8 protein-coding genes are annotated in these 12833 nt (G+C 65.4%); 2 read left to right on the plus strand and 6 right to left on the minus strand.

Translation table 11 applies throughout. The features are described 5' to 3' along the window. The first annotated feature begins 48 nt into the window (after positions 1-48). On the plus strand, positions 49-852 hold the full coding sequence (locus tag ABIB66_RS34205; protein WP_354257666.1) for an isocitrate lyase/PEP mutase family protein: 804 nt from the start codon (positions 49-51) through the stop codon (positions 850-852). Positions 853-880: 28 nt separating this feature from the next. Here the strand turns inward: ABIB66_RS34205 and ABIB66_RS34210 are convergent, their stop codons facing one another. The 3 genes from ABIB66_RS34210 to ABIB66_RS34220 form a co-directional block, all read right to left on the minus strand. Next, positions 881-3466 carry an EAL domain-containing protein gene (locus ABIB66_RS34210; RefSeq protein WP_354257669.1) on the minus strand — a complete coding sequence of 862 codons (2586 nt, stop codon included), beginning with the start codon at positions 3464-3466 and terminating at the stop codon, positions 881-883. Between the two features lie 152 nt (positions 3467-3618). Continuing rightward, positions 3619-4911: an MFS transporter gene (locus ABIB66_RS34215; RefSeq protein ID WP_354060897.1), complete on the minus strand. Its 1293-nt coding sequence runs from the start codon at positions 4909-4911 to the stop codon at positions 3619-3621. Between the two features lie 88 nt (positions 4912-4999). After that, positions 5000-7390, minus strand: coding sequence for a bifunctional diguanylate cyclase/phosphodiesterase (locus tag ABIB66_RS34220; RefSeq protein WP_354257672.1), 2391 nt, complete (start codon positions 7388-7390; stop codon positions 5000-5002). Between the two features lie 350 nt (positions 7391-7740). Between ABIB66_RS34220 and ABIB66_RS34225 the strand changes: the two genes are divergently transcribed. After that, on the plus strand, positions 7741-8874 hold the full coding sequence (locus ABIB66_RS34225) for an ABC transporter substrate-binding protein (RefSeq protein ID WP_354205411.1): 1134 nt from the start codon (positions 7741-7743) through the stop codon (positions 8872-8874). A 6-nt stretch (positions 8875-8880) separates the two neighbouring features. On the opposite strand, the gene ABIB66_RS34230 is transcribed toward ABIB66_RS34225, so the two are convergent. From ABIB66_RS34230 to ABIB66_RS34240, 3 genes are read right to left on the minus strand one after another with little or no spacing between them, the layout of a single operon-like run. After that, positions 8881-9858: a hydroxyacid dehydrogenase gene (locus ABIB66_RS34230; protein ID WP_354205409.1), complete on the minus strand. Its 978-nt coding sequence runs from the start codon at positions 9856-9858 to the stop codon at positions 8881-8883. 12 nt (positions 9859-9870) lie between these two features. Next, positions 9871-11736, minus strand: a complete 1866-nt coding sequence (locus ABIB66_RS34235; RefSeq protein ID WP_354205407.1) for a TRAP transporter large permease — start codon at positions 11734-11736, stop codon at positions 9871-9873. Between the two features lie 7 nt (positions 11737-11743). Continuing rightward, positions 11744-12775, minus strand: coding sequence for a TRAP transporter substrate-binding protein (locus ABIB66_RS34240; protein ID WP_354257676.1), 1032 nt, complete (start codon positions 12773-12775; stop codon positions 11744-11746). Between the last annotated feature and the right edge of the window lie 58 nt (positions 12776-12833).

Here is a 12833-nt window from a genome sequence, read left to right on the forward strand (position 1 = left end):
GGGCAGTAGCCCACAACATCCTTTGAGTTCTCATCTGGAGTGCGCGCAATGGACGCCAAGACACAGCAGCAATATGCCGAGACCTTTCATGCCCTTCACACGAAGGGCGATCCGCTCGTCCTGTTCAACGCCTGGGACGCCGCCAGCGCCAAAGCCATCGCGAAGACCTCTCCGGCCATCGCGACCAGCAGCGGAGCGGTCGCCTCCGCACTTGGATACGCCGACGGAGAAAATGTCCCGCTCGACATGGTGACCGGCCTGGTGTCGCGGATGACCGCGGCCGTGTCGGTGCCAGTTTCAATCGATCTGGAGGCAGGATATGGCGACACGCCAGAGGCCGCCGCCGGATCGGCGACTGAGATTTTGAAGGCCGGCGCCGTCGGCATCAATATCGAGGACGGGCTATCGGAGGGAAAGCGGCAACTCGTCAACCCCGAACTCCATGCCGCCAAGATCAAGGCCGTGCGGGACGCTGCGAAAGATCTGGGAGTTCGACTGTTCATCAATGCGAGAACGGATCCATTCCTGCTGAAATTCGGATCGCCGGACGATTGCATGAATGAAGCGGCAAGGCGGGCGAAGGTCTATGCCGAGGCCGGCGCCGACGGAATTTTCGTACCCGGCCTCACCGACCTCGCTCTCATTGAAAAGTTTGTTCAGCTCACGCCTCTGCCGGTCAACATCATGGTGACACAAGGCGTTCCCGCAATTCCGGATCTGGCTCGCGTCGGCGTTCGGCGGGTGAGTCTTGGGCCGTGGCCGATGATGGCAGCGATGCGGATGATCGGACAGGCCGCGGCTGCGGTCGCCGCGACCAAGCAATACGGCACGTTCCTGCAACCGGATGCCTGAGCCTGGTCATCACCGGCCAAAGTCGCTTCTACGCCGACCGCTTCACCGCGGTCGCGCCGGCCGGTGCAATGTCGAGACGAGCCAGCATCGCCCGCGCCTGCTCGGCGCAGTGCTCGATCAGCCAGCGCTCGAAGGCTACGGGCGCGAGCGCGGGCGCGTAGAGGAAGCCTTGCACGACGTCGCAGCCGAGTTCGGCCAGCACCTTGCGCTGCGCCTCAGTCTCGACGCCTTCGCCGACGACGGTCATGCCGAGGCCCTGCCCGACGCGCACCACGGCGGTGGCGATCGCGAGCGCGCCAGCGTCACGCTCGATGTCGCGCATGAAGCTGCGGTCGATCTTGAGCTCGCGGATCGGCAGATGGGCGAGCCGGCTCAGGCTGGAATAGCCGGTGCCAAAATCGTCCACGGAAAGCCCGACGCCGAGCTCCCGGATCGCGTTCATCGTCTCGAGCGCGGCAACGCTGTCCTGCATGAACGCGCCCTCGGTGATCTCGAGCATCAGCGCATCCGCCGGCAGATCGTATTCGGTGAGGATGTCCTTGAGCCGCGCGGCCAGCGTGACGTTGCGGAAATTGATCGGCGACAGGTTCACCGACACAGATGGAATGTCGAGCCCGGCGCGACGCCAACTCGCCATCTGCCGGCAGGCCTCGCGCACCGACCACAGGCCAATCTGCTCGATCAGGCCGCACTCTTCGGCGAGCGGGATGAATTTTGCCGGCGAGACGTCGCCGAGCTCGGCATCATGCCAGCGCGCCAGCGCCTCGACGCCATGGATCGCGCCGTCGCAGCTGCGGATCTGCGGCTGGTAGCTGAGGGTCAGCGTGCCCTCGGCGACGGCGCGGCGCAGCGCCGCGATCAAGGCCAACCGCTGCTCGGTGAGCCCGTTCATCTCGGCGCTGAACAGGCGATGGGTCGAACGTCCCGCCTGCTTGGCCATGTACATGGCCGCGTCCGCCTGCTGCATCAAGGTGTCGATGTCGGTCGCATGATCGGGATAGAGGCTGACGCCGATGCTCGCCGACATCTGCAGCTGCCTGGAGCCGAGCCGCAGCGGCGCGGCCAGCGCTTCGGTGATTCCGGCCGCGACGCGCTCGGCACTCTCGGCGTTGCGCCGCGGCAGCAGGATCACGAACTCGTCGCCGCCGAGCCGCCCCAGCATGTCCTCGGGTCCGATCTGCTCGCGCAGGCGCTGCGCGAGCTGGATCAGGAGCTCGTCGCCAGCGGCATGGCCGAGCGTGTCGTTGACGTCCTTGAAATGATCGACGTCGAGGAAGGCCAGCGCGACGTGGCTGCCGGTCGGGCAGGCATCGATGGCGGTGGTGATCAGGCGCCGCAATTGTGCGCGGTTCGGCAGACCGGTGAGGATATCGTGATAGGCGAGCCGCGCGATCTCGGCGCGCGCTTCCTTGCGCTCGATCGCGAAGGCGCCGAGATTGACGCAGGCCTCGACGATGCGGCGGTGCCAATTGCTCGGCGCGCGCGGCTCCCGGTAGTAGAAGGCGAAGGTGGCGATGACCCGTCCGTCCTTGGCCTTGACCGGCGTCGACCAGCATGCGCGCAGGCCGATCGCGAGCGGCATCGCCTTGTAGGGCTGCCAGCGCGGGTCGGTCTGCAGATCGGTCGCCAGCACCGGCTCGCCGTAGAAGGCCGCGGTTCCGCAGGAGCCGACATTAGGGCCGATCGCAATGCCCTCCAATGCGCGGGAATAGTCCTCGGGCAGGCTTGGGCCGCCGAGCGGATGGATCAGGCCCGCGGCGTCGATGTGAAGCAGCGAACAGACCACGTCAGGCGCGATCTGCTCGACACGGCGGCACAGCCGGTCTGCGATCTCGCCGATCGGAACCTCGTCGGCGAGCGCGCCCATGATGAGCTGCTGCAGCGAGCGCAACTGCTTGGTCTCGGTGATGTCCTCGAGCAGCGCGAAGATGTGCTTGACCTGGCCCTTCCTGTCGCGGAAGGCATCGATGCGGGCGCAGACCCAGATCTCCTCGCCGTCCTTGTCATAGGCGAGCATCTCGAGCTCGCCGCGGTGGCCGCCATCCATCAGGCGCTTGATGAGCTTCGCAACGGCCTTGCGATCGGTGTGGCGGCCGGCGATCAGCCCCCTCGCACGGCGGCCCTCGGCTTCCTCGCTGGTGTAGCCGAACAGCGTCGTGAAGGCGGCATTGACGTAGACGATGTTCTGATCGGTGTCGGTGATGAGCACCGCGCGGTTGGTCTGGTCGGAGACGGCGTGGAGAAGCCCGATCCTGACGCGGCGCTCGGCGTCCGCGGTGACGTCGCGCGCGAACACCACCTGATGGGTCACGCCGCCACTTGCAATGGATGAAAGCGAGATGGCCGCGCGGATCCGGCTGCCGTCGTATCGCACGAGGCTGATCTCGTCACGGAAGTCCGCACACGGTTCGGCCCGAAGACATTTGAGGGTGAGAATTTCGGAATCGCGGCCGAGCACATCAGCGCGTGCGAGTTTCCAGATCCGCTCCGCACCGGCATTGAAATGCGTGATGCGATGCGCGCTGTCGACAATGACAATGCCCTCTTCGGCGCGTTCGAGCGCGGCCAACAGCACTTCCGGAGTTTCTGTCATGGCACAATCGGAGGTGGACATCGCTAGACCCGGAGGCATCGGGAAGATACGGCAACCGACGCTAGCGCCGCGATGGTGTCCAAGACGTTTTTGCAGTCCGCTCGCACCGCGCCAAGACGCGACATGCTTAACATTCCGCCAAACACGCGAAGGTAATTGGGTGCGTACGGAACCTATTCGGCGCCGGCATCCGCCTGAAGCTTGCCGGCGACGGCGCGCACCTTGCGCGGCGCGGCTTGCCAGATCGAGAGCGCCGATAATCCGCTCACGAGGATGGCAACGCCAAAGGCGAGCGTGTAGTCGCCGACCCGATCGTAAAGCAAGCCGGTGACCCAGGGACCGGCCGCACCGCCGGCCAATGCCGCCAGCATGATCGTGCCGAAAATGCTGCCCTGGTGCCTGCCCTGAAAAATCTCGAACACCACTGCGCCCATGATCGAGGTCAGGCCGTAGCCGAGCGCGCCTTGCGTGAACACCATGAGATAGACCAGCCACAATGACGGCTGGAATTTCAGTGCCATCAGCGCCGCGAAAGAGATCGCAAAACCCGCGCAGCTGATCGCCCACACCCATTCCCGCCCGATCCGGTCGGAGACATGGCCGAGCAGGATCTGGCCGGGAATGCCGAGCAGGCTGACGATGCCGAGCGCCCACACCGCGACACCCGGGCTGAAGCCGATATCGAGCAGGAACTTGGTCTGGTGCACCTGCACCGCGTACCAAATGTACAGGCCGCAGAAATAGCCGAGCGCAATCCACCAGAAGCGCGCCGTAGCGACTGCTTTCCGAAGTGTCCATTCGGTCCCGGCCCAGACGGGATCGACGATGTTGGAGGCCGGTTTTGCGGCGCCCGCGGCCGGCGCGGCATCGCCGTCCGGCCGCAGACCGATATCTTCGGGGCGCCTATGCAGGAACAGATTGATCGGCGCCAGCACGATCAGGACCATCAAGCCCATCGCCGTGCAGGCGGTGCGCCAGCCGGTCCCTTCGATCATGTGCTGCACCCACGGCAGCAGCGTCACCGAGCCGATGCCTACCCCGGCGAAGGCGATGCCGATGGCGAGGCCGCGCGTGCGGATGAACCAGTTCGGCAGGAACAGCGACTGGCCGGAATAGCCGAGACACACCGAGCCGGCGCCGACCATGACGCCGATGGTGACGTAGAGATGCCATGGCTGGCTCGTGAGCGGCGCGAGCAGGAGCCCGCCACCCATCAGAGCCACGCCGAGCTCCATCACCGCGCGCGGGCCGGCGCGGTCCATCAGCCGGCCGATCAGCGGGCTGACCATGCCCGATACCACGAACCCGAAGGAAAAGGCGCCCGCGGTGACGCCGCGCTCCCAGCCGAATTCGGAGATGATGGGAGGAAAGAACAGCGAGAAGGCGGTGCGCGCGTTGACGCCGATAGCCATGGTGACGAAGGTCACCGCGACCACGACCCAACCGTAGAAGAACGGAAGCCGCATTGTGTGTTTCATCCCTGGACGGTCCTTCCGACCATCCGGGACTGCCCGGGTCAAGCGCTTTTCGCGCATGCCCGTTGAGCGGCCGCGCTCAGGCGGCGTCGCGTTGGGATGGTTTGACGGGCGCGTCGAAAAGGATCCGTTCGATTGGGTGCGGCCGGCCGAACAGATAGCCCTGCGCGAAATTGACGCCGAGCGCCTTCAGCCGCTCGTACTCCTCGCGGGTCTCGACGCCTTCGGCGGTGACCGACATGTCCAGCCCGCGCGCCAGCGTCACGATCGAGGAGATGATGGCGGAGCTGCGCGGTTGATGCGTGAGGTTGCGGATAAACGATTTGTCGATCTTGATTTTGTCGAACGGGAACGCGGTCAGATAGCTGAGCGACGAATAGCCGGTGCCGAAATCGTCGAGCGCAAGCGCGATGCCGATGCTCTTCAGCCGCTCCATGAAGGCGTGGTTCTCGACGCCGCGTTCCAGCAGCACGGATTCCGTGATCTCGATCTCCAGCCGCTGGGGCGGCAAGCCGGAATCGGCGAGCGCGGCGCTGATCATCTCGAACAGCTCGGCCTCCTTGAACTGGATCGGCGACAGATTGACCGCGACCGCAAGGTCGGACGGCCAGCCGGCCGCGTCCGCGCAGGCGCGCCGCAACACGAATTCGCCGAGCGGCACGATCAGCCCGGTCTCCTCCGCAAGCGGGATGAACTGGTCCGGCGGAATCAAGCCGCGCGTCGGATGCCGCCAGCGCACCAACGCCTCGAAGCCGCGCCGCGCGCCGCTGAGGGCGTCGACGAACGGCTGGTAGTGCACCTCGAGCTGGCACCGCGCGATGGCGTCGCGCAGATCGCCTTCCAGCGTGCTGCGCGCCTCGAGCTCGGCCGACATCGCCTTGTCGTAGATGGTGAAGCAGTTGCGGCCCGACGATTTCGAGCGGTAGAGCGCGAGGTCGGCCTTCTTCAGCAGCTGCTCCTGATCGCTGCCGTGATCGGGCGCGATCGCAATGCCGATGCTGGTGCCAATCTCGACGCGGTGTCCGGGAAGAAGGAACGGCTCGGCCACGAGCTTGGCGATCCGCCCCGCCAGTTCGGTCGAGCAGACGCGCTGATCCTCGCAAGCTTCCTGGATGACGGCGAATTCGTCGCCGCCGAGCCGGGCCAGCACGTCGCCGGCGCGCAGTGCGGATTTCAGCCGCTGTGCGACCTGACGCAGCAGCACATCGCCGGCACCGTGACCGAGCGAGTCGTTGACGTTCTTGAAGCGGTCGAGATCGAGCATCAGGATCGAGAAGGTCGGACCGCCGTCCTTCAAACGGCCATTGAGCTCGTCGAGCCGGGCGAGGAAGAAGGCGCGGTTCGGCAATCCGGTCAGGATGTCGGTCTGGGCGAGTTCGAGCACCCGGCGGTTCGCCAGCGAGAGCCGCCGCGAATTGCGGCTTGCGAGCATGAGATAGGTCGAAAGCGACAGCGTCAGCAGCATGCCGACGATCAGCACCGCGCCCGCGCGATCGTAGGTCGTCTCCAGCGGACCGCCGGCAGCCGGAACCGCCCGCACCTGCCAATCGGAGTCGCCGATCTTGAGATTGCCCGACCAGTGCAGGGTCCGCGCGACGTCTCGCATCGACTGCGGCGCCGTGGCGGCCGACGAATAATCCGGCAGCATGTCCTCCTGGCCGACGATCTGCCCCGGGACCGGCGGATAGACGTTGACGCTGACCGCGGGGCTTGCCCCGGTGGTCACGCGAATGGACTGGATCAGCAGCGGCAGGTCGAAGACGCCGACGACGAAGCCGGCGAGATTGCGGCGCCGGTCCACGACCGTGTCGCGCGACGTTCCCTTGGCGTAGACGGGAATGGCGACGAGCACGTCGGGCAACCGGCCGCCCGCCTTCGGCTCGAAGAGGCGGGTGCGAATGGCGGCGATCCGGTCGGTGTCGCGCGCGCGCTCGAGGACCGCGCGGCGTTCCGGAACGGTCGCGTAGTCCATGCCGTAGACCGGAGACGTCTTCGGCTGGGTCGAGTAGAGCACCGGAAAATATTCGTCGCTCTGCGGCGCGGTCGCAAACGCATCGCCCTGGAGCGACTTGATGCGATAGCCGGAGACGCCGTCCGTGATCGCCGCGGCCTCGTATTCGGCGCGCTCCTTGCGGTTCACGCGCGGCACCCAGGAAATGCGCAGCATGCCGGGATGGCGCTCGAACAAGCGGGTGCTGAAGGTCTCGAATTCGCTGCGGGTGATCTCCTGGTTGGTCGATTCGAACAGCGTGCGTAGCGCGACGAGCCTGGAGATGTACTCGCTCATGCCGTTCTGCATGACGATCACTTCGGTCTCGGCCGCGTTCTCGAACTCGATCTTGTTGACGCGGCCCTCCCATCGCGCCACGGCGGCCGCACCCGCGACGGAAAACAGAAGACCGATTCCGACCGCGACGAGCGCAGGGCGATAGAGCCTGAGCAGCAGCGCGGCACGCCACCATCCGGTCATACGCCCCCGATCCTGATCGTTCTGATCCCGACCGCCCATTCCAGAAACCGCCGTCCCCTCTCCCGGCCAACCGAACCTCTGGTTGAGCCGCCGGAGCCACTATCGGAACAGGACCGCGGTTAAGAACTGCACAATTTCGGAACCCGGTTTTTCCGCATTATCCAGCTTAGTTAATGAAGTGCAGGATGATGCGGACTTTGTCGCAATAAGTTGCCGGTTTTCCCCGGAGTAGTACGGAGCCGTCGATACATCGGCGATTCATCCTGCGGCGATAGCTTTCACAAAGCTACTCACCGCACCCGGCAAGACTTTTCCTGATGTATCGATCTCGATCTGCGATATGCATCGTCATGACCGTCGCCGTCCTGGCAGTAATCATGCTGCCGGCGAAAGCCGACGAGATCGGCGTCAGCAAGGATGCAATCCTGTTCGGCCAGGCCGCAGCGCTCGAAGGTCCCTCCTCCGCACTCGGACAGCGGATGCGCCAGGGCATCGTCGCAGCCTTCACCGAGATCAACGCCAAGGGCGGCGTCCATGGCCGCAAGCTCCAGCTCATCAGCCGCGACGACGGTTACGATCCCGACCGCTCGACGGTGCAGACGCTGCGGCTGATCGAGGACGACAAGGTGTTCGCTCTGATCGGCGCGGTGGGCACGCCGACCGCGATGGCGACGATACCGATCACCAGCGCCAGGAACGTGCCGTTCATCGGTCCTTTCAGCGGCGCCGAATTTTTGCGCGACCTCCAGCTTGCGAACGTGGTCAACATCCGTGCGAGCTATGGCGCCGAGGCCGAGGCGTGGGTCAAGCACCTTACGGAGGATCTCCATTTCACCCGCATCGCCATCTTCTACCAGGACGATTCCTTCGGGCGCGACGGTCTTTCCGGCGTGAAGCGCGCGCTTGCCAAGCGCGGTCTTGAGCTCGCCGCCGAGGGCACCTTCGAGCGCAACACCCGCGCCGTCGCGTCGGCCTGGCGCACGATCAAGCGCGTCGAACCCGAGGCGATCGTCATGGTCGGGACCTACGGTCCCTGCGCGGAGTTCATCAAGCTCGCGCACCGCAGCGGCGCGCGTCCGACCTTCGTCAACATCTCCTTCGTCGGCGCCGTTGCGCTCGCCCGGGAGCTCGGCCCCGAGGGCGAAGGCGTCGTCGTCACGCAGGTCGTGCCGTTTCCCTGGGACCGCTCGCTCAAGCTGGTCGCCGACTACCAGGCGGCGCAGACGGCGTTCGACCCCGCGCTGACACCGAGTTTCGTGTCGCTCGAAGGCTATATCGCCGGCCGTCTCGCGGCCGCGGCGCTGGAACAGGCCGGACCGCAACCGACGCGCGCGAGCCTGCTGCGGGCCATCAACGATGTCGGCCGCTTCGACATCAGCGGCAGCACCTTCACCGTCGGCATGCGCATGCTCGACGCGCCGCCGAAGGTGTTTTTGACGGTGATCCAGAAGGACGGGACGTTCAAAGCCGTGGACCGGCTTTAGAGCCGCTCACGGCCGCCGCGTCCAGCGGTCGGCGTTGACGGCGCCTTGGGGGGCCTCGCCTTTAACGATCGCTTCGACCTGCCGCACAGTTTCCAGCGACTGATATTCGATCGCCTGCGGCGTCAGTCCGCCGACATGCGGCGTCGCAATGACGTTGGGAAGCTTCGCAAGCTCCGGACTTGGCATCTGGTCGGGCGCGCGGCCGACATCCATCGCGGCACCTGCGATACGATTCTCAACCAGCGCCTTCGCCAGCGCCGCTTCGTCGACGAGGTTACCGCGCGAGAGATTGATGAAGACGGCGTGCTTCTGCATGCGCGCCAACGCCGCCTCGCCGATCAGATTTTCGGTCTGCTCGTTGGCGATGGCAAGGCAGACGACATAGTCGGACGCGGCGAGGAGCTCGTCGAGGCTGACCTGCCGGATGGCGCTGTCGCTCACGGTCGCAAAGGGATCTGCGACCAGCACCTCCATGCGCATCACCTTGGCGATGTCGGCGAGATAGCGCCCTATGCTGCCATAGCCGATGATGCCGATCTTGCTGCCGGCGAGCTGACGTCCCATCCGCGCCTCCGGCTTGCGGCCGGCGTGGTAATCGGCCGTCGCCCGCGATACGGCGCGGGAGAGATCGACCATGAAGCCAACCGCGAGCTCGGCAACGGCTTGCACGAAGCCAGGCCCGGCGCGGGTCACGAGCACGCCGGCGTTCGAGGCGGCCTCGACATCGACGTTGCGGATGTCGACAGCGCAGCGTACGAAGGCGCGCAGGCGCGGCAGTTGCCCAAAGATCTCGCCGCGTCCTTCGGTCATGCGGTCGGCCACGATGATGTCGACATCTTGCGCAGCGCGCACGAGGCTGGCTGAGACCAGCGTCTCATCGCTTTCGTGCAGGATCACCTCGGCGGCCGCGCGCAAACCGTTCAGGCTGCGATCGCCATAGTAATTGCGGCGCATCTCCGGCGTGTGGGCCAGCAGGACTTTCACGGCAACACTCCCTCAATAGCCGAACGCACGCGGCAATGCCGTGCTGAGCCATGGCACGAACGCGATCACGAGCAGGCAAAGGAACAGCAGGCCGAGATAGCCCATGATCGGCTTCACTGTCTGCTCAATCGGCACGTTGCCGATCAGGCAGGCGCCGTAGAGCCCGAGCCCGAGCGGCGGCGCGAACAGGCCGATGCCCATCGCGATCACAAGCACCACGCCGAAATGCAGGGGATCGATGCCGAGCTGCACGGCCACCGGCAGCAGCAACGGCCCGAAGATGATCAGCGCGGCCGCGCCCTCCAGCACCGAGCCCATCACGATCAGCACGCCGATCGCGAGCAGGATAAACAGCCAGGTGCCGCTGGTCTTGGACAATCCGAGCATGAAATCGCCGACCGCATGCGGCACTTGCTGCAAGGTCAGCGTGAACGCCAGCGATTGCGCTGCGGCAACGATGAACAGCACGAGCCCCGCGCGCGTCGCCCCCTGCACAAAACTGTGCGCGGCCGATGTGAAGCTGAGCTCCCGGAACACCACGCTGCCGACAACGAGTGCATAGGCCACGGCGAAGGCCGAGATTTCCGTGGCCGTGGCAAAGCCGCTCTTGAAGCCGAAGAAGATCATGAAGATCAGGCCGAACGAGGCGATCGCGCCGCTCCACAGGCCCGACACCGGCATCTGCGGCGCGATGTCCTCCTCATCAGCCGGAGTCTCAGTTGGGGTCTTGCCGAAGATGATGGAGACGGCGATCAAGGCCAGCGCCATCAGCGCCGCCGGCAACAGCCCTGCGACGAACAGGCCGCCGATTGACAGGTTCGCGACGAAACCCAGGATGATCAAATTGATGCAGGGCGGGATGGTCTCCGCCATCACCGCGGAGGCCGCGAGCAGCGCCACGGCGCCGCCCGGATTTTGCTTGGAGCGGCGCGCCGCCGGAATCAGTACGGAGCCGACCGCCGCGACGTCGGCCATCTTCGAACCGGAGATGCCGGAAAACAGCACCATCGAGGCCACCATCACGACGTTGAGGCCGCCGCGCATGCGTCCGACCCCGCGTTGCAACAGCTCGATCAGGCGCACCGACATGCCGTTGGCTTCCATGAGGTAGCCGACGAGAATGAAGAAGGGAATCGCGAGCAGCACGAAATTGTCGATGCCGCGCGCCATCTGCTGCGCGAAGATAACGCCGGGCAGCGCGCCCTCAACCCAGATGAAGATCAGCGCGGCCAGCGCCAGCGCAAAGCCGATCGGCAACCCGCCGACCAACGTCGCGAAGAAACCGATCAGCATCAGCGTGCCCGCCGACGGCACCGTAGCGGGCGACAGATAATCCCAGGCGAGATAGAGGCCGGTCACGACGGCAATCGCGACGAGGCCCCTGACGATGTCGGGGAGTGGCCTGGCGCAGAGTTGGTCGATCGCAAACACCGTCATGAACAGCGCGCCGGCGCCCATCGGGTAGAAGGTCAGCTCCAGCGGCAAGCCGGATCCGGTGGTCTGACCCGCCGTCAGCGAGCCGAGCTTGATGGCGTTGTAGGCGACGTAGCCCGAGATCAGCACCACCAGCAGCGCGCTGGCGGCGTCGACCAGCGCGCGCAGCCGTGCCGGCGCCATGTCGCGGAAGAAAGAGACGCCGACATTCTCGCCGCGCGCGAGCGCGCTCGCCGCGCCGAAGAAGGCCGAGCCGACCATCAGGCCGCGCGCGACGTCGTCGGACCACTCCACCGGCGCGTTGAAGCAGAAGCGCAGCAGCACGGAACCGCAGACGACGACGAGATCCGCGGCCAGCAAAATGGCCGCGATCGCGTCGCTGACGCGAAGCAGCAGGGCGATGCTCCCGTGGCGCCCGCCCGAGAGAGATACGGCAGCCGTCATTGCCACGTCAGGCCTGCGTGGCGCGGATGATGTCGATGACGGCCTTGGAGTCCGGCCGCGCCTTGATGAAGTTCTCGATCTGCGGCGCGACGCGCTTCTTGAACGCCTCGCGGTCGCATTCGGCCACCGTCACGCCCTTTTCGGTCAAGGCCGACAGCGCCTCCTTCTCGACCGCGAGCCCGTGGGTACGCGTGTCGGCCGCAGCCTTCTTCGCGGCATCGAGAAACCCGTCGCGCAGCTTCGGATCCATGCGATTGTAGGTCGTGTCGCTGAAATAGATCGCGAGCGGCGAGAAATTGTGCTGTGTCAGTGCATAGAATTTTGCGGTTTCGAAGAACTTGCTGGCCAGGATGGTCGGCGGATCGTGCTCCAGCCCGTCCAGCACGCCGGCCTGCAATGCCGTATAGATTTCGCCGAACGCCAGCGGCGTCGCGGCGGCGCCCATCAGGCGCAGGCATTCCGTGATGACAGGATTTGGCAGGGTGCGGATCTTGAGACCGGCGAGATCTTCGGGCGTCTTCACCGGCTTCCGCGCCAACACGCTGCGCGAGCCGAAATTATAGGCCCAGGCGATGATTCGGATGTTGCTGCCCTTGAGCAGCGCGTCCTCGATCGGCTTGGCCGCGCCAGAATCGAACGCCTTGGTCTGCTGCGGGAAACTCGAGAACAGAAAGCCGAGATCGAAGGTGCCGACCAGCGGCACCAGATTGGCCGAGATCGACGATCCCGACACCATGAGGTCGATGACGCCGAGCTTCACCGAGTTGATGACGTCGATTTCCTGACCCAATTGGTTGTCGGGAAAGAACGCGACCTCGACCTGCTCCCCGAGGCCGTTCGCCTTCAGGTTCTTCACGAGATTGTCGTAACAGACGCGGCCGTTGGCGAATTTGGGATCGTTCGGCAGCGAGGAGGAGCATTTCAGCTTCAGCGTCGCGGCTTCGGCGCGGCCGATGAGTGCGGGGGAGAACACGAGGCCGGCGGCAAGTCCCGTCGACGACTTGATGAACGCGCGACGGTTCACGGGCACGATGGACATGGTGCGGTCTCTCCCCGATTATTGTTTTTCGCGCCGCGGAGTTGCCGCAGCCCGTTGC

The sequence above is a fragment of the Bradyrhizobium sp. F1.13.3 genome, from assembly GCF_040548265.1.
Classification (GTDB): Bacteria; Pseudomonadota; Alphaproteobacteria; order Rhizobiales; family Xanthobacteraceae; genus Bradyrhizobium.

Excerpts from the sequence above, each read along its gene's own strand:
- ABIB66_RS34225 (WP_354205411.1), top strand. The coding sequence starts at position 7,741 with ATGACCGTCGCCGTCCTGGCAGTAATCATGCTGCCGGCGAAAGCCGAC.
- ABIB66_RS34220 (WP_354257672.1), bottom strand. The coding sequence starts at position 7,390 with ATGACCGGATGGTGGCGTGCCGCGCTGCTGCTCAGGCTCTATCGCCCT.
- ABIB66_RS34240 (WP_354257676.1), bottom strand. The coding sequence starts at position 12,775 with ATGTCCATCGTGCCCGTGAACCGTCGCGCGTTCATCAAGTCGTCGACG.
- ABIB66_RS34205 (WP_354257666.1), top strand. The coding sequence starts at position 49 with ATGGACGCCAAGACACAGCAGCAATATGCCGAGACCTTTCATGCCCTT.
- ABIB66_RS34210 (WP_354257669.1), bottom strand. The coding sequence starts at position 3,466 with ATGTCCACCTCCGATTGTGCCATGACAGAAACTCCGGAAGTGCTGTTG.
- ABIB66_RS34215 (WP_354060897.1), bottom strand. The coding sequence starts at position 4,911 with ATGCGGCTTCCGTTCTTCTACGGTTGGGTCGTGGTCGCGGTGACCTTC.
- ABIB66_RS34235 (WP_354205407.1), bottom strand. The coding sequence starts at position 11,736 with ATGACGGCTGCCGTATCTCTCTCGGGCGGGCGCCACGGGAGCATCGCC.